This window comes from Aeromonas sp. 6P (assembly GCF_051919525.1).
Taxonomy (GTDB): Bacteria; Pseudomonadota; Gammaproteobacteria; order Enterobacterales; family Aeromonadaceae; genus Aeromonas; species Aeromonas veronii.
In genome coordinates, this window is record NZ_JBQBEO010000002.1 from 2,393,379 (window position 1) to 2,410,832 (window position 17,454).

13 protein-coding genes and 1 pseudogene are annotated in these 17,454 nt (G+C 57.9%); 7 read left to right on the forward strand and 7 right to left on the reverse strand.

Translation table 11 applies throughout. The features are described 5' to 3' along the window. The first annotated feature begins 28 nt into the window (after positions 1–28). Entirely contained in the window at positions 29–859 is an 831-nt protein-coding gene (locus ACTG2J_RS11225; RefSeq protein WP_425892328.1) for a substrate-binding periplasmic protein, read from the forward strand. Positions 860–970: 111 nt separating this feature from the next. Here the strand turns inward: ACTG2J_RS11225 and aroC are convergent, their stop codons facing one another. Further along, on the reverse strand, positions 971–2,059 hold the full coding sequence (aroC, locus tag ACTG2J_RS11230; RefSeq protein WP_021230156.1) for a chorismate synthase: 1,089 nt from the start codon (positions 2,057–2,059) through the stop codon (positions 971–973). 12 nt (positions 2,060–2,071) lie between these two features. Further along, a complete protein-coding gene (gene prmB / locus ACTG2J_RS11235; protein ID WP_236267394.1) occupies positions 2,072–3,007 on the reverse strand; it encodes a 50S ribosomal protein L3 N(5)-glutamine methyltransferase in 936 nt (311 codons plus the stop codon). A gap of 82 nt (positions 3,008–3,089) precedes the next feature. On the opposite strand from prmB, the gene smrB reads away from it, so the two are divergent. Together smrB and ACTG2J_RS11245 are read left to right on the forward strand one after the other, a co-directional pair. Beyond that, positions 3,090–3,614 carry an endonuclease SmrB gene (smrB, locus tag ACTG2J_RS11240; protein WP_005333198.1) on the forward strand — a complete coding sequence of 175 codons (525 nt, stop codon included), beginning with the start codon at positions 3,090–3,092 and terminating at the stop codon, positions 3,612–3,614. 57 nt (positions 3,615–3,671) lie between these two features. Further along, a complete protein-coding gene (locus tag ACTG2J_RS11245; RefSeq protein WP_064341229.1) occupies positions 3,672–4,967 on the forward strand; it encodes a sensor domain-containing diguanylate cyclase in 1,296 nt (431 codons plus the stop codon). Positions 4,968–5,097: 130 nt separating this feature from the next. Here ACTG2J_RS11245 and ACTG2J_RS11250 read toward each other — a convergent pair whose 3' ends face one another. From ACTG2J_RS11250 to ACTG2J_RS11260, 3 genes and pseudogenes are all read right to left on the reverse strand, one after another. Further along, a complete protein-coding gene (locus tag ACTG2J_RS11250; protein ID WP_113739495.1) occupies positions 5,098–5,706 on the reverse strand; it encodes a histidine phosphatase family protein in 609 nt (202 codons plus the stop codon). Between the two features lie 590 nt (positions 5,707–6,296). Further along, a pseudogene (locus tag ACTG2J_RS11255) lies at positions 6,297–7,758 on the reverse strand (chitinase). Between the two features lie 307 nt (positions 7,759–8,065). Continuing rightward, the gene (locus tag ACTG2J_RS11260; protein WP_439997498.1) at positions 8,066–9,286 is read right to left on the reverse strand and encodes a methyltransferase; all 1,221 of its coding nucleotides are present in this window, start codon (positions 9,284–9,286) and stop codon (positions 8,066–8,068) included. Between the two features lie 184 nt (positions 9,287–9,470). Here ACTG2J_RS11260 and ACTG2J_RS11265 point away from each other — a divergent pair, with 184 nt between their 5' ends. Continuing rightward, entirely contained in the window at positions 9,471–10,049 is a 579-nt protein-coding gene (locus ACTG2J_RS11265; RefSeq protein ID WP_111900926.1) for a PhnA domain-containing protein, read from the forward strand. Between the two features lie 204 nt (positions 10,050–10,253). Here ACTG2J_RS11265 and ACTG2J_RS11270 read toward each other — a convergent pair whose 3' ends face one another. After that, entirely contained in the window at positions 10,254–11,780 is a 1,527-nt protein-coding gene (locus ACTG2J_RS11270; RefSeq protein ID WP_439988628.1) for a fumarate hydratase, read from the reverse strand. 294 nt (positions 11,781–12,074) lie between these two features. On the opposite strand from ACTG2J_RS11270, the gene pabB reads away from it, so the two are divergent. From pabB to ACTG2J_RS11285, 3 genes are all read left to right on the forward strand, one after another. After that, the gene (gene pabB / locus ACTG2J_RS11275) at positions 12,075–13,358 is read left to right on the forward strand and encodes an aminodeoxychorismate synthase component I (RefSeq protein WP_234923094.1); all 1,284 of its coding nucleotides are present in this window, start codon (positions 12,075–12,077) and stop codon (positions 13,356–13,358) included. A 42-nt stretch (positions 13,359–13,400) separates the two neighbouring features. Beyond that, the gene (locus ACTG2J_RS11280) at positions 13,401–13,967 is read left to right on the forward strand and encodes a CoA pyrophosphatase (RefSeq protein ID WP_236375078.1); all 567 of its coding nucleotides are present in this window, start codon (positions 13,401–13,403) and stop codon (positions 13,965–13,967) included. Positions 13,968–14,183: 216 nt separating this feature from the next. Then, entirely contained in the window at positions 14,184–15,482 is a 1,299-nt protein-coding gene (locus tag ACTG2J_RS11285) for a serine/threonine transporter (protein ID WP_439997499.1), read from the forward strand. 587 nt (positions 15,483–16,069) lie between these two features. On the opposite strand, the gene sstT is transcribed toward ACTG2J_RS11285, so the two are convergent. Beyond that, complete coding sequence (gene sstT, locus ACTG2J_RS11290; protein ID WP_139473892.1) at positions 16,070–17,320, reverse strand: serine/threonine transporter SstT; 1,251 nt, start codon at positions 17,318–17,320, stop codon at positions 16,070–16,072. Positions 17,321–17,454 lie beyond the last annotated feature (134 nt).

Sequence of the window (17,454 nt, forward strand, 5' to 3'; positions counted from 1 at the left end):
TAAAAGAACACAATAACGAGGTTTAGCTATGACCACGCCATATCGTCCCCGCGGCAGCTGGCAGGCAAGGATTGGCCTGCTGCTTCTGCTGCTAAGCCCTGTGCTGCAGGCCAGTCAGACCCTGACCGTGGCCTGGAGCCACTGGCCCCCCTTCAGCCAAATCAACAACCGGGGTGAGCTGGATGGGCTGGATGTCAGCCTGACCCGCCAGATCCTTACCCAGGCGGGCTTTGCCCCCAAGTTTCGCGAGCTTCCCTGGGCGCGGGCACTGCATCTGGTAGAATACGATCAGCTGGATGTGGCGATGGCCGCCCTCCCCCTGCCGGAGCGCCAGAGCTATGCCCGCTTCTCGACCCCCTACCGCCAAAGTGCCTATGTGCTGCTGAGCAATGACCCGATTCCCGGCCATCAGGATCGCTGGGCGCAGCTCGATAATCTGCCCGCGTTGTGCAACGAGAAAGGGCTCAAGATAGGCAAATTGCGCGGCACCCGCCCCATGCATCAGATGGATAGCTGCCCGGCGCTTAAAATGGCGACCGAATACAACGCCGATGAGCGGATGATCGATCTGCTGCTGGCTCGCCGCCTCGATGGCATCATCATGGAGTGGCAATATGCCCGCTACCGGCTGGCCCAACTGGGGGCCGAAGAGTTTATCAGCTGCCAACTGTTGCTCCACCACCAGCCGGTCAGCCTGATGTTTGCCAAAAACAGCGTGAGCGAAGAACAGATCCTCAAAGTCAACGAGGCCATTCATGCCTTGCCCAAACCCCACAACAAGTTCTCGCCCCCCAGGTGTCGCCTCAATGCCGATCCGGGCGCCGCGGATCTGCTGACCCGCACTCTCCGCAAGCATTGACGGGATAAGCCGCCACCTGAAATAGCAAAGGCGACCCGAAGGTCGCCTTTTTGGTATTGTCGAACTTGTTCCCCAAACAGGGAGCGATCAGTCAATAAGCAGCAACAGCGATCAGCGCAGCTGCGGGGTATGGGTCAACACCCCCTGATTCTGGGCGCGATGGCGCAGCAGGTGATCCATCAACACCAGCGCCAGCATGGCTTCGGCGATGGGCACGGCGCGGATGCCGACACAGGGATCGTGACGACCCTTGGTGATCATCTCGATTGCCTCGCCTTCGGTATTGATGGTCTTGCCCGGCACAGTGATGCTGGAAGTCGGTTTGAGCGCCATGCTCACCACGATATCCTGACCCGACGAGATCCCACCCAGAATGCCGCCCGCATGGTTGCTGGCAAAGCCCGCCGGGGTCATCTCGTCACGATGCTCGGAGCCTTTTTGCTCCACCACCGCAAAGCCGTCACCGATCTCCACCCCTTTAACCGCATTGATGCCCATCATGGCATGGGCAATGTCAGCGTCGAGACGATCAAACACCGGCTCACCCAGGCCCACCGGCACATTGCGCGCAATGACCTGCACCTTGGCACCGATACTGTTGCCCTCTTTTTTCAGGTCACGCATGTATTGATCCAGTTCTTCCAGCTTGCCCGCATCGGGGAAGAAGAAGGGATTCTGCTCAATCTGCGCCGCGTCAAACGCCTCAGCCTTGATGGGGCCGAGCTGGGAGAGAAAACCGGTGATCTCGATGCCATGCACCTGTTTCAGGTACTTCTTGGCGATCGCCCCCGCCGCTACCCTCATCGCGGTCTCGCGTGCCGAGGAGCGACCACCGCCGCGATAGTCCCGCTGACCATACTTCTGGTGGTAGGTGTAGTCAGCGTGACCCGGCCGGAACAGATCCTTGATGTCGGAGTAATCCTTGGAGCGCTGATCGGTGTTCTCGATGAGCAGCCCGATGGAGGTGCCGGTGGTCTTGCCCTCAAACACCCCAGAGAGGATCTTCACCTCATCCGGCTCGCGACGCGGCGTGGTGTAGCGGGAGGTACCGGGCTTGCGCCGATCCAGATCCCCCTGCAGATCCGCCTCGCTGATCTCCAGCCCCGGCGGGCAACCATCGACCACAGCGCCCAGCGCCAGGCCGTGGCTCTCGCCAAAGGTGGTGACCCGAAAGAGTTGACCAAAACTGTTCCCTGCCATGCGCGCTCCTGCTTAGTTCTTGTAGATGGCGAAATGATCCTGATACTGCACCAGCTCGTCACGGCTCATCACAAAGACGCCGTGGCCGCCGTTTTCGAATTCAACCCAGGTAAAGGGGATCTCGGGGAACTGGGCTTCCAGATGGATCATGCTGTTGCCCACTTCGACCACCAGCACGCCGTTATCCTTGAGGAAATCTGCCGCATGGGCCAGCAGACGCTTGGTCAGCTTGAGACCATCGGAGCCGGACGCCAGCGCCAGCTCGGGCTCGTGACGGAACTCGTCCGGCAGATCCGACATATCTTCGGAGTCCACATAGGGCGGGTTGGAGACGATGAGATCGTACTTGTCGCCCGCGGGCAGATCGCGGAACAGATCGGAGCGGATCGGAATGACCTGCTGCTCCAACCCGTGATCGTTGATGTTGCGCTCGGCCACGTTCAGCGCATCGATGCTGATGTCGATGGCATCCACTTCCGCTTCCGGGAACTCGTGGGCCATGATGATGGCGATGCAACCGGAGCCGGTGCACAAGTCCATGATCCGGGTCGGTTCATGTTTGAGGAAGGGCGCGAAACGGTTGGCCACCATCTCGGCAATGGGGGAACGGGGAATGAGCACCCGCTCGTCCACGTAGAACTCCCAACCGGCATACCAGGCCTTGTTGGTCAGGTAGGCGGCCGGTACCCGCTCCTGTACGCGGCGGATAATCAGCTCGGCGATGCGGTGACGCTCGCTGCTGGTGAGACGGGAGTGGCGCATGGCCGGGTCTACATCCGGTGGCAGATGTAACGCGGGCAGTACCAGCTGCACAGCTTCATCCCAGGCGTTGTCGGTTCCATGACCGTAAAAAATCCCGGCGTCGTTGAAACGACTCATGGCCCAACGCAACATGTCCTGGATGGTGTGCATCTCGGCAACCACCTCATCGATAAATATCTTGTCCAAATCCACCTCCAAGTCGAGTAATATCCGGCCCGAGCCCCGTTTACGTTGCGGGCAAGACGCATACCTAATACATGAGCATCTGATGAAAAAAACGCCCTCACCGACAGACGAGGAAACCCTGCTGTTCCGCGATGCGATAAAAGGTACCCGGAAAATCAAGCAAGATACCATAAGGGCCGAGTTACGCCCGGTCAAGCAGAAACGCGAATTGCGCGAAACCCGCGAAAAGCTTGGGGTTGACCACTATTTCAGCGATGAGTATCAGCCCCATCTCGACGATGATGGGCCGACCCGTTACGTGCGGGAAGATGTGTCAAAATTTGAGCTGAAAAAGCTCAAGCGGGGGATTTATCCGCCGGAGATCTACCTCGATCTGCACGGCATGAACCAGCAGCAGGCAAAACAGGAGCTGGCCGCCCTGCTCACCCTCTGCCAGAAAGAGAACATTCACGTCGCCTCGGTGATGCACGGCATCGGCAAACATATTCTCAAGCAGCGCATTCCCAGCTGGTTGGCCCAGCACCCCAATGTTCGCGCCTTCCATCAGGCTCCCCGCGAATGGGGCGGCGACAGCGCCATTCTGGTGTTGCTGGATATCGAAGAGTAGTTAGCCAAACGACCACACTATACTGAATATCAATATGTTATTCGCCGTGGAGGTCGCATGTTTACACAGGGTTCCCATGCCGACATAAAGTCATCTCTCGACGCCATCGGCGCAGCCGTGGCGGTGTTCAGCCTCGACAAGGATGATCACTTTGTGCTGGTCTCTGCCAACGATACCTTTGCCAAGGCGTTCGAGCTGGATGTCCTTGGCAGCATTGGCAAACAGCTGAGCGAGATGTTTCCCCGCTACATCACCAATACCATCGAGCCGCCAATGCACGAATGTGTGCGCATGCAGACAGGGCTCGAGAGCGAGCTGCCCATCGACAGCCTGTCGCGCACCAGTTGGTGGCGCTTTATTCTCTCCCCCATCATCCCCGAGCAGGCACGGATCAACCGGATCATCGTCACCGCCATCGACATCACCGCCAGGATGCAGCTGGAAGAGGCGCTCACCACCAGTCGCCGTCGCTTCGAAGCGGTGGTCAACTCCGCCTATGACGGCATCATCAGTGTCAGCAGCGAGTCACGCATCGAGCTTATCAATACCGCCGCCTGCGAGATGTTCGGCATCGACGAAAGCTATCTCGGCAAGCGGCTGGAAACCCTGCTGCCACAGCGTTTTCGCGCCAATCACGAAACCTATTTCAAAGCTTTCAGCAGCTCCCCCATCAATTCGCGCCCGATGCATGCCCGCGCCTCGGTGATGGGTCTGCGCCGCGACGGTAGCGAATTTCCGCTGGAGGTGACTATCGCCAAGATCAATCTGGGCCCGACCACCGAGATGACCGCCATCTTGCGGGATATCTCGGAGCGAGCCCGACTGGTGGAGGAGTTGAAGGTCGCCGCCACCACGGATCCCCTCACCGGCATTGCCAACCGGCGCCGCTTCAACGAGCTGGTCAACGCCGAGATGCAACGCTGCCAGCGTTTTGGCCATACCATGAGCCTGCTGCTGATCGATATCGACCACTTCAAGGAAGTCAACGACACCTTTGGCCATCAGCAGGGAGATCTGGCAATCCTGAGTCTGGTGAAACGGATCAGCAAACAGCTGCGGGAGGTGGACATGCTGGGTCGCTGGGGTGGCGAAGAGTTTATCGTGCTGCTACCGGAAACCTCCCTCGAGCTCGCCTGGGCCAGCGCCGAGCGGATCAGGCTAGCCATCGAATCCCAGCACCATGCACTGGACGGGGCTCTTGAGATCTCCCTCACCATCAGTATCGGGATCAGCGCCAGCAAGGGCAGCCATGACACTGTAGAGAAGATGGTTAGACGAGCCGACACCGCCCTCTATCTGGCCAAGAAACAGGGGCGCAACTGCTGCCGCAAAGAGGAACCGGAGCCAATCTGATGGCGCACGCCCTTCCCTCTGGTGACACTGCTAACCAGTGCCTGCAGAGATAACCAACCACAACGTACACAAAAAGCAGGCTACTCTCTTCGGTAGCGCTGCTTTTTTCGTTTTGCCTTTGGTGCACTTTTCAATCACAACCATCAAGGGGACGGCTAAAGCGCAGTGGGCCGCCATCAGCCAGAGAGAGCCTCACCGACAGCATGCCGCCGTTGGGCAATTGCCACTCGAAGAAGTCATCAAATCCGGCAATCGTGACGGCACGGATCACCTTGGCGACCACACCATGCGCCACCAGCAGTATTCGCTCCCCTTGCATGGTCGAAGCAAGTTCCGTGAGTCCCTGCGAGACCCGGGCAATCACCTCATCAATGGTTTCACCACCGGTAGGAGCTTCAGCCCAGCGCCGGGTGATATTGCGCGCCCACAGTTCGGGATAGTGATCCCTTGCTTCTGCCTGCGTCAGCCCTTCAAACAGGCCGACATCCCGCTCACGAAAGGCAGGCACAAGCTCCACAGGCAATCCCAACTGACGAGACAAGATGGCAGCGCTCTCCCTTATTCGAAGCAGAGGGGATGCCAGCAGCCGATCGAACGGCGGCTCTGTCACAGCCACCTTCTCAGCCAGCCGGGATATCTGAAGCACGCCATCGTCATTGAGCCCGATATCCAGCGCGCCCTGATAGCGCTCGTCCGCATTGGCTTGCGTATCGCCATGGCGGATCACCACCAGTTCCATGGTGCACTCCTCTTTCCTGCTATCTACTTAGTGATTAAACCGCATACGACTTCCCATTCAGATAACGAGACGACAATCCCCATTCATCTGCGCACCTTAACAACTATTTTAAATCGAGCAAGATTACCTCGCTCGCAGTAAAAAAATCCGCCGAACTACATACTCTCATCCGTAAACAAATAGATACATACGACTTTTACATCCAATATGTTCATTTTTCTCTCTGTGAAATAAATGTCGCCAAGGTGATACCATGCATTGATAGATGAGAAGAATAGACACCCTCATCATAAATACGAGAAGGATGGCATCATGGGTGTGCTCTGCGAACCCATCGTTTAGCAAAACATCACTCAACGCTTTTTAATATTGCTGCGTAGCAAGGTTAAAACATTAAATCCAGCCATCAATAAAATTTAATATGGATCGTTTACGTCACTTTAAATGGAAAAGAAAAGCTGGCTGACAAATACAGTTCCCCCTCCAGATTGACGGTTTTTTTTTAATCGCTGCACATATTGCCCCCTGCGCAAAAAATATATTAAAAGGGGGCTAAGCCCCCTCTCCTTATCAATGGATGGACTGTCTCTTTATTGGGTCGTCACCAACGCCCAGGGGCCACCTTTGGCGGGATCATCCCCTTGCGTCCACCATTTTGCCTGATAGACGGCGCCCTTGTAGCTCACCTTGCTGCCAGCGGTATAGACCTTGCTGGCATCCCAGGCAGGCTGACCATCAACCGGCGGGTCAACCGGATCGACCGGGGCGGGATCGAGCTTGGCGACGATCCGCACTTTCGGCCAGTTGGCGTGGGAGCCGTAGAAGTTGGTCACGCACTTCTCGTAATCACCCGGCACCAGCGCAGAATAAGCGGTCTGAAAGCCCACCAGCTCGCACTCGAAGGAGTAACCGCCCGGGCGATCCGGATAGTACTTCCAGTTGCCATCCCAGTTGGTATAGAGCACGTCGGTAGCACCGTTGAGATTGAGGCTGCCATAGGGAGTCTGCTGCCAGCAGGTGTTTCTCATCCGCCTTGATCGGGATCTGGTAGTGGTTGGCCAGCCCTTCCCAATAGCGGATGCGATTGACCGGCTGCCCCTTGTCCTTGTTCTGTTCACCACACTCGATGCCGCCGTTGATGACGTTGATGGTGGTACCAAAGCCGTAGCCGATACCGGCATCCACTTCCCGTTTGGAGGGTACCCATGTGCGATCAATCACGTGCAGCATGGCCGGTTTCGGGGCCTGCGGGGTGAGGAAAAACCATATGGCAGAAGCGAGGTTGAGCCAGGAGTCCGCCACCAGCCCCGGGTTGTTGAGCAGCACGGAGGCATCGCCATCAAACATCGCCTCGGAGAAGGCTCCGTAGTTGAAGTGGTAAGAAAGCTGCTTGGCGCCGCGGCCGAAGTACCCCTGACCCGTGCTGCAAGGCCACTTCTTGTTCTGCCAGTCGTTCTGGCCACAGCCGGTGGTGTAGCCGGTCTGTCCCTCTGACCAGCCCATCTCCCGCACATGCACCAGCGCCTGTTGCCACTCCTCCAGCCCCAGCGGGTTATCGGAGACGTTCTCCTTGGCAATATGGCCACCGGTCTCCTGAGAGAAGTGGGCAAAGGCCGTCACAATGGATTTTTTACAGATCGCATCAGAATCACGCCCGTCAGTATATTCGCCACAGAACGCAGGGAATTTACCGATGGCTCGCAAGAAGCGGACATAAGTATATTCCGGCGCTGCCATCTGGGTTAAATATTCCCATTCAGATTGAGGAAATACCCGTTCAACCCGTTTTACGTTGTCAGGATTGCTTGCCAGACCCGGTTCAATGGAATCAACGATTTTATTTGACCGTGTCGCCAATGCCTTGGCCCATATTGCATACATGGGATTAGCCGTCTTGGCTTTTTCCACGGCGGCCAGATCCGGAGCCGCAATCACATATCCTCCCGCATTTTTCGGATCGGGTTGAATATTCATGGCTGCACTCATTGCGGCATAGCTTGGCAATGCGCAGGCGGCAGCTATCAGCCAGGCACAACGCTTGGGTTTGAACATGTTTATCGTCCTTTTTTGAATTAATGCGTTCCAAGAGTAGGTGTTTCAACAACTAAATTCACGATGAGAATTAAGAAATAAGCAAAATTTGTGAGCCATTTCACCTTGTGATATTCAGTGCAGCTGAAACAAAGAAAAAGAACCCAAACGAAAACGCCAGAGCGTGATCTTTCGCCCATTTTAAGAACAGTTGAGACGGCAAGGTGGCCTGCCATACGGCCATTGTTCGTGATGAAAAAAATGGCTGACAGGCTCAACCTGTCAGCCATCATCAATGTTCAAGAAAAATGCTCAAAATAGCCGGATGTCAGGCACGCACGGCACGGATCAGGATATTGCGCGGGGTCATGGGTTTGGCACAGAACTCCCCCACTTCGACCCGATAGCCCTGCTCTTGCAAAAAGAGCGCGCGATCCAGCGCCAGCCAGATCTCGAGGGGACGGCGAAACAAATGACGCACCAGCTCCATGCGGGCGACATCGCCAAAGCGGCGCTCCCCGTGTTCCAACCAGGCGGGGTAGTCGAGCCCGGCGGGCAGCACAATCCCTTTGCGCTCTGCAGCCCAAACGCAGAATGCCTCGAAGGTGCCGGTCAGCAGGCTCTTTTGCATATTGGGCACCGGCAGATACTCATCCACACCGCGCACCTGACGCTGCAGGCAGTCAAACCCGAGCCGCCACACCACTTCCTGCTCGCGCAGGCGGGCGATCCGCGCACCGCCAGTCACCGTCTCCTGTAGCGGCAACTTGAGATCCGCCTTGCTCAACACCAGCTCACTGGCGTTGGCCGCCAACGACAGCGGGCGATAGTGGCTGCTGCGGATCAGGTGATAACAACAGGGAGAGATGGTCACTCCACTGGCACTGCGCTCGGCTACCCGTTCCAGCAGATGGGTGTGCAGCTCGCCGCAGGCATGGAGTGCCATAGCGTGATGTTCAGGGACGATCAGCGCCGCCGATTCGGGGGCAAAGGCATCGGCGCAGGTAAAGGTCATATTGGCACCATCCAGCTCGGCCAGCAGCCGACCTTCGTCACAAAGCTGCCCTTGCAGCTCCAGACTGAGGATCGGAGCCTGTCGATGGAGCGATACAAGTCGCCCAAGATGCCCTTTGCCGGCACACCACTCCAGATAGGGGCCCTGATGGGCCGGCAAACAGGCGGTGAACGACTCGATCTGGGCCTGCTTGCGCCCCGGCATATGCAGTGCCATCTCCTTGCTGCAAGTGATGGGCTCCGGGGTAAACGGGGCAAGCTGGCTGAGTTGCTGCAGCTCGGCGCCCTCGGCAATCCAGGGGGCAAGCAGACTGCTGAGGGCATCCATATCCGCATCGAGCTCTGCCAGCTGGCCGAGCGTCAGCCCATTGAGTAACGCCGCCAGTTCGGGCGCCTCATCGGCAAAGGCCATGGTCAAATGATGATATGGCTGATATTGCCACCAGCGTCGGTAGCGGGTGAGCAGTCGATCCAGTTGTTGAAAACGTTGAGCCAGCACGAATGCCCCTGCCTTGCAGTCAAAAAGGAGGCTCATTCTAGCTATCCCGCTTCAAATTGCACTCTCAATACCAAACGATCAGCGCCGCGCAACAGCACAGCCAACCTTGTGAGCCAGGGCAGACCTGACAAAGTGCGGGGTTTTATGCTATATTCCGCCCCCTCTTTCACGCGCCCCGCCCAACGCGGGTCGCTTTACCACTAGCTATGGGACCAACAACATGACCATCAACGCCATTCTGCAAGCGCGCGCGGGCGCCAAGTGTGAACTGTGCAGCGCCGAGCAGGCGCTGACCGCCTTCGTGGTGCCTCACTCCCCCGCCAGCGACGATGATCACAGCGTTGCTATCTGTGACACCTGCCGTGGTCAGCTGGAACAACCGGATACCCTGGTGGTGAACCACTGGCGTTGCCTGAGCGACAGCATGTGGAGCCAGGTGCCTGCGGTGCAGGTGATGGCATGGCGCCAGCTGAAAACACTCTCCGGCAAGGGTGAAGTGTGGGCTCAGGATCTGCTGGACATGATGTACATGGAAGACGAAGCCAAGGCCTGGGCTGAAGCTGGTATTGCTGACGAAGATGATGACAGCGTACCGACCGTTGACTCCAACGGCGCCGTGCTGCAAGAGGGCGACTCCGTTACCCTGATCAAGGATCTGGACGTGAAAGGCGCCGGTTTCACCGCCAAGCGCGGCACCCTGGTCAAGGGCATCCGTCTGACCAACAACCCGCTCCACATCGAAGGCAAGGTCAACGGCGTGCAGATCGTACTGGTGGCCGCCTACCTGAAAAAGGCCTAAAGCCAAGGACGATTGCTCTGCTGTCTACTACCAGAGCACAAGCACAACGAAAAAGGATGGCGTCACGCCATCCTTTTTTTATACCTGCTTGCCGCAAACGGCCAACTGGAGCCCATAACAGGCCAGCCAAAGCAAAAAGGCGCATCCGGATGGACGCGCCTTCTTTACAGGCCGATACCGTTAACCGGCAGCGAAAGCGGTAACTCAGGAGGAGAGCTTGCCATCCAGCTCGGCAATCTTGGCAGACCAGTAGGTCGGGCCGGTTTCGTGGATATTGTTGCCTTCGGAATCGACCGCAACGGTCACCGGCATATCTTCCACTTCAAACTCGTAGATCGCTTCCATGCCGAGATCGGCAAAAGCCACCACGCGCGCCTTCTTGATGGCCTTGGCCACCAGATAGGCGGCGCCGCCCACCGCCATCAGATAGACGGCCTTGTGCTGCTTGATGCTCTCGACGGTTTTCGGGCCCCGCTCGGATTTGCCGATCATGCCGATAAGGCCGGTTTCACCCAGCATCATGTCGGTAAACTTGTCCATACGGGTGGAGGTGGTGGGGCCTGCCGGGCCGACCACTTCGTCGCGCACCGCATCGACCGGGCCAACGTAATAGATAAAGCGGTTGGTGAAATCGACCCCTTCCGGCAGCCCTTCACCACGGGCCAGCATGTCGGCGATACGCTTGTGGGCGGCGTCGCGACCTGTGAGGATCTTGCCGGAGAGCAGCACGGTATCACCGCTCTTCCAGCTGGCCAGTTCGGCCTTGGTGATGCCATCAACGTTGACGCGACGCACGTTGCCACCCGCTTCACGGGTGATCTCCGGCCAGTCGCTCAGTTTCGGCGGGGTCAGCTCGGCGGGCCCTGAACCATCCAGCTCGAAGTGAACGTGGCGGGTCGCGGCGCAGTTGGGGATCATCACCACCGGCTTGGAGGCGGCGTGAGTCGGCGCAGATTTCACCTTCACATCCAGCACGGTTGTGAGGCCGCCCAGACCCTGGGCACCGATCCCCAGCTTGTTGACCTTGTCGTAGAGCTCGACCCGCAGCTTCTCTTCGGTGGTTTGCGGGCCACGGGCGATCAGCTCCTGAATGTCGATGTGCTCCATCAGAGCCTCTTTGGCCAGCACCGCCGCTTTCTCGGCAGTACCACCGATGCCGATGCCCAGCATGCCGGGTGGGCACCAGCCTGCGCCCATGGTCGGCACGGTTTTCAGTACCCACTCGACGATATCGTCAGAGGGGTTGAGCATCACCATCTTGGATTTGTTCTCGGAGCCGCCGCCTTTGGCCGCGATGCTCACTTCCACCTTGTTGCCGGGGATCATGTCGATATGAACCACGGCAGGGGCGTTGTCTTTGGTGTTTTTGCGACTGCCGGCCGGATCGGCCAGCACGGAGGCGCGCAGCGGGTTGTCAGGATTGGTGTAGGCACGGCGGGTCCCTTCGTCCACCATCTCCTGCACCGTCATGTCGCTGTCCCACTGGACTTGCATGCCGATCTTGACGAAACAGGTCACGATACCGGTGTCCTGGCAGAGCGGACGATGACCTTCGGCGGACATGCGGGAGTTGATCAGGATCTGGGCCAGCGCATCTTTGGCGGCCGGGTTGGCCTCGCGGTCATACGCCGCTTTGGCAGCCTGAACAAAATCCAACGGGTGGTAATAGGAGATGTACTGGAGGGCATCTGCGATAGAATCGATGAAATCCTGTTTTTTTATAATGCTCATATCATCCTCACTGGTCCTTGTCTCTGCCACAGAGCAGGGCAAGGGCTTCCATATGATGGGCCGTGCTGACGTGCTGGCTAAAAACTATCAACCAACAAAAAACGAACGACACGGCAGTTTTTTCTTAAGTCACCGACACCTATGATACGCTTGCCCACCAGCACCGACTAGGGTTCGGGAACCAAACTGTTGCCTGTGTAACATAAAATGACGCCAACACTTCATATCCATCATCTAGACCATAGTGCTGAACTCCATCAGCTTTTTGCCCGCCTGCAACATCAGCCGTGGGCCATGTTGCTGGAATCGGCGGGACCACTCGGTGCCGATAACGGCTTTGATATCATCACTGCCGATCCGCTGGCGACCCTCGAAACCCGTGGCGAGGTGACCACTCTGCGTGTCGGGGCGAATATCAGCAAACACCACGAAGATCCCCTCGCCCTGCTGGCCCATACCCAGCAACAGTTGCTGGGGGAGCTGGAACTGTGCGCCACTCACCTACCCTTTATTGGCGGCGCCCTCGGCCTGTTTGGCTATGATCTGGGCCGCCGCTTCGAGCGACTGCCGGTGCAGGCCGCCGCCGATATCGCGGTGCCGGACATGGCGGTGGGCATCTACGACTGGGCACTGCTGCGCAATCTGGCGACCGGCGACTGGCAGCTGGTGCACTGGGGGGATGAAGCTGGCCTTGCCAACCGGTTGGCCTGGCTTGAACAGCAACAGGCCAAACCGGCCCCTGCCTTTGCCTTGCAGGGGTCGTGGCAGAGCAATATGAGCCGCGCCGAGTATGGCGAGAAGTTTGCCCGCATTCAGGAATACCTTGCCGCGGGGGATTGCTACCAGATCAACCTGACCCAGCGTTTCAGCGCCCCCTATCAGGGGGATGAGTGGCAGGCCTATTGCCTGCTGGTAACCGCCAACAAGGCCCCCTTCTCAGCCTTTATCCGCCTGCCGGACAGTGCACTGCTGAGCCTCTCCCCCGAGCGGTTCCTGCTGCTTGATGGCCGCCATATCGAAACCAAACCCATCAAAGGCACTCGCCCTCGCCACCCCGATCCGGCCACCGATCGGCAAGTCGCGCGGGAGCTGGCACAGGCGGACAAGGACAGATCAGAGAATCTGATGATCGTTGATCTGCTGCGCAACGACATCGGTCGGGTCAGCCGGCCTGGCTCGGTCAGCGTGCCTCATCTCTTTGCGGTGGAGTCGTTTCCAGCGGTACATCATCTGGTCTCCACCATCCACGGTGAGCTGGATGCACGCTGGCAAGGGGTCGATCTGCTGCGGGCCTGTTTCCCGGGTGGCTCCATCACCGGCGCCCCCAAAATCCGCGCCATGGAGATCATCGAAGAGCTTGAGCCACAGCGCCGCAATGCCTATTGCGGCAGCATCGGCTACCTCAGCCAGCATGGCCGGATGGACACCAGCATCTGCATTCGCACTTTGATCGCCGAAGCGGGTCGTCTGCACTGCTGGGCCGGTGGCGGCATCATCGCCGACTCCGACGCCGACAGCGAATATCAGGAGACCTATGACAAGGTTGCCCGCATCCTGCCGCCGCTGTCGGCGCTGTAACCCTCCCCACTGTCAGGCCAACGCACAGGAGAGCTCCCCGCCATGGATCGCCACGAACTGCTGACCCGCTTCCAGTTGCAGCGACCCGCCCCGGCCCATCGACTCGCCATCGGCGGGCTCAGTCCGGCGGCGGTGTTGATCCCGGTGGTGATGCGCGATGAGGGGCTCAGCGTGTTATTGACCCGGCGCAGCCCCCGGCTGCGTCATCATGGGGGGCAGATCAGCTTCCCCGGCGGGCGACAGGATCCCGGCGACGAGAACCTGATTGCCACGGCGCTGCGGGAGACCGAAGAGGAGCTCGGCATTCCGGCCCGGCTGATCGAGGTGATCGGCACCCTCAACCCGCTCAATACGGTGTCACGATTCGAGGTACTGCCGGTGCTGGGGCTGCTCGATGGCAACTATCCCCTCATCCTGAGTCCGGATGAGGTGGAGCACGCCTTCGAAGTGCCGCTGACCCATCTGCTGGATCGGCGCAACCACATCCCCCTGACCCTTTCCAGAGGGGGGAAAGCACACACCATCTACTGGATCCCCTGGCAACAGCACTTTATCTGGGGGGCTACCGCCAGCATGATCAACCAGCTAGCCCAGCATCTCGCAAAATAACAATTCACCTACATTTGACTGAGCGAGATTTAATCATTAACACTAAAATAACGTGCCAATTGATAAACAATAATTGAATTTTTCTTGTTTTGATCACATTTCCATAAGAAAGTGCGGTTTTTCGTGCCGTAAAGATGAATTTGATCAACATTTTTGATTAGAAAAACCGTATCCTTGCGCCGACTTAATAAGAACCACACATTCGGGGTGAGATAGATGTCAAACACAGTCACTGGCACGCAGGGAGTTGCGGCGTCAACAGAGCAAGGGATCAGCTCTACTCAAACCACTCGTTGGGAAAAACGCGACTCTACCTGGGTCATCAGTCTGTTCGGGACCGCAGTTGGCGCGGGGATCCTGTTCCTGCCGATCAACGCCGGTATGGGCGGTTTCTGGCCGCTGGTCGTCATGGCGCTGCTGGTAGGTCCCATGACCTATCTGGCCCACCGTGGTCTGGCCCGCTTCGTGCTCTCCTCCAAAAAGCCAAACGCAGACATCACCGAAGTGGTGGAAGAGCACTTTGGCGTCGGTGCCGGTAAATTAATCACCCTGCTCTACTTCTTCGCCATCTACCCCATCGTGCTGATCTACGGCGTGGGTATCACCAACACCGTGGAAAGCTTCATGGTCAACCAGCTGCAGATGAGTGCCCCGCCGCACTGGATCCTCTCCATCGTGCTGATCATGGGCATGATGTCGGTGATGCTGGCCGGTGAAAAGCTGATGCTGAAAGTGACCGAGCTGCTGGTTTATCCGCTGATCGCCATTCTGGCCGGTATCTCCCTCTACCTGATCCCGGACTGGACCGGCGCGGCGCTGGAGCAAGTGCCCTCTGCCAAGGATTTCGCCACTACCCTGTGGCTGACCATCCCGGTACTGGTCTTCTCCTTCAACCACAGCCCGGCCATCTCCAGCTTCTCCCTGGCCCAGCGCCGCGACCACGGTGATCAGGCTGTCGAGAAAGCCGATGCCATCCTCAAGCGTACCGCCATGGTGCTGCTGGGCTTCGTGATGTTCTTCGTCTTCTCCTGCGTCATGAGCCTGACACCGGCCCAGCTGGCAGAAGCCAAGGCCCAGAACATCGCCGTGCTCTCCTATCTGGCCAACCAGCATGCCAGCCCCATCATCTCCTACTTCGGTCCGCTGGTTGCGTTCGTGGCCATCGTATCCTCCTTCTTCGGCCACTATTTGGGTGCCCGTGAAGGTCTGAAGGGGATGATCGTGCAGAACATGCGCAAGTCCGGCAAAGAGCCGAACGCCAAGAAAGTCGAGATGTTCATCATCGTCTTCTTCATCCTGACCCTGTGGGGCACTGCCATTGCCAACCCTTCCATCCTGGGCATGATTGAATCCTTGGGCGGCCCGATCATCGCCACCATCCTGTTCATCATGCCGATGTACGCCATCAAGCGCGTACCGGCCATGGCGAAATATCAGGGCCATATCAGCAACGTATTCGTTGCAACCATGGGGATGATCGCCATCTCCGCCATCCTCTATCAGCTGGTCGGTTAATCCCCTACCTGCCACTGATAGCAAAAAGCCAGCCGAACACTCTGCTGGCTTTTTTATCTCTGCACTCTGTGCCTCCGCGATTCCCCTGCTCTCTCCTTATTACTCTCCTCACCTTGTTGGATATCTGCATGCTCACCAGCGCCATGGCAGAGCACTTCGGATATCAACATGACGCCCCCCTGCCCGCAGCTCAATATCGCCAACACGTTTACTCCCCCTCACCAAACCATGATGGCGTGTCTGATAGGACGGGTTGGGTTCATCTGCCGCAGCCAGCCACCTCCATTCTTCTGTGATGATGTGATGATGTGATGATGTGATGATGTGATGATGTGATTGTCTTGAAGATCTGGGGTAAGCCATAGCAATCGGCTGTTAGCAGAACAGACAAAAATGTGTAACGCACAACAGAAGGAGGAAGCACAACTCCAAGGGATAAAGATAAGGCAGCGCCCTGGACAAGGGCGACAGAATGTCTGGCACATCAGCCAAAGAGCCTGCTTAAAGAGGAAAAGAGAGCAAATCCGGCAATAAAAAGCGCCCTCCGAAGAGGGCGCAAGTGTGTTGCGAAACTGACCGTTGCGAGATCAGGCTTCGCGGCTCGGTACCGGAGCCACATCCAGCAAGGTTTCATCTTCGGCCATGCACGCTGCGGCGGTGAACAGCACGTCGGTGGAGCTGTTCAGCGCTGTCTCGGCAGAATCCTGCAACACACCGATGATAAAGCCGACAGCAACCACCTGCATGGCGATGTCGTTACTGATGCCAAACAGACTGCACGCCAGCGGGATCAGCAGCAAGGAGCCGCCCGCGACACCGGACGCGCCACAGGCACTGATGGTGGCTACCACAGAGAGAAGCACGGCCGTTGCCATGTCCACTTCCATCCCCAGGGTATGTACCGCCGCCATGGCGAGCACAGTGATGGTGATGGCCGCACCTGCCATGTTGATGGTGGCACCCAGCGGGATGGAGACCGCGTAGGTATCTTTGGGCAGGCGCAGTTTTTCACACAGCGCCATGTTGACCGGAATGTTGGCGGCAGAGCTGCGGGTAAAGAAGGCGGTCACGCCGCTCTCTTTGAGGCAAGTCAGCACCAGCGGATAGGGGTTGCGCTTGATCTTCCAGAAGACGATCAACGGGTTGACCACAAAGGCGATAAACAGCATGCAGCCGATCAGCACCACCAGCAGTTGGGCATAGCCAAACAGGGCGTCAAAGCCGGTCTCTGCCAGCGTGGAGGCAACCAGACCCAGGATCCCGAGCGGAGCACAGCGGATCACCGCTTTCACGATGGCGGATACACCGTGAGACAGGTCAGTGATCAGCGCCTTGGTGCTCTCGTTGGCATGGCGCATGGCGATACCCAGACCGATGGCCCACGCCAGGATCCCGATATAGTTGGCATCCATCAACGCCTTGACCGGGTTGGTCACCACGTTGAACAGCAGGGTCTGCAGTACCTCGGTGATCCCGCCGGGCGGGGTGATCTCGGCAGTATTGGCCACCAGATGGAGGTTGGAGGGGAACAGGAAGCTGGCAATCACCGCGACCACGGCCGCAGAGAAGGTACCAAACAGGTAGAGCGCCAGCAGCGGGCGAATATTGGTCTTCTGACCCTGCTTGTGACCAATGATGGCCGCCATCACCAGTACGAATACCAGCAGCGGAGCTACCGCTTTCAGTGCACCAACGAACAGACTGCCAAGCAGACCTGCCGTTTTCGCCCACTCGGGCGCAAACAGTGCCAGCAAGATACCGAATACCAGACCAACCAGGATCTGGCTGACCAGGCTGGTGCTATTGACCAGCCGAAGGAGGGGGTGTTGTTGTGTCATCAAAAAAGTCCCTAAGCACCGTAGTGCATGAATCATGAGTCCTGTCTGCAACCACTCATCGGGAGACCCCTGTCGCCCGAATGTGGTGTCTGTGGCCAGCCTTCTGTCGGGCCGATCCGCCAGTCACCGGATTG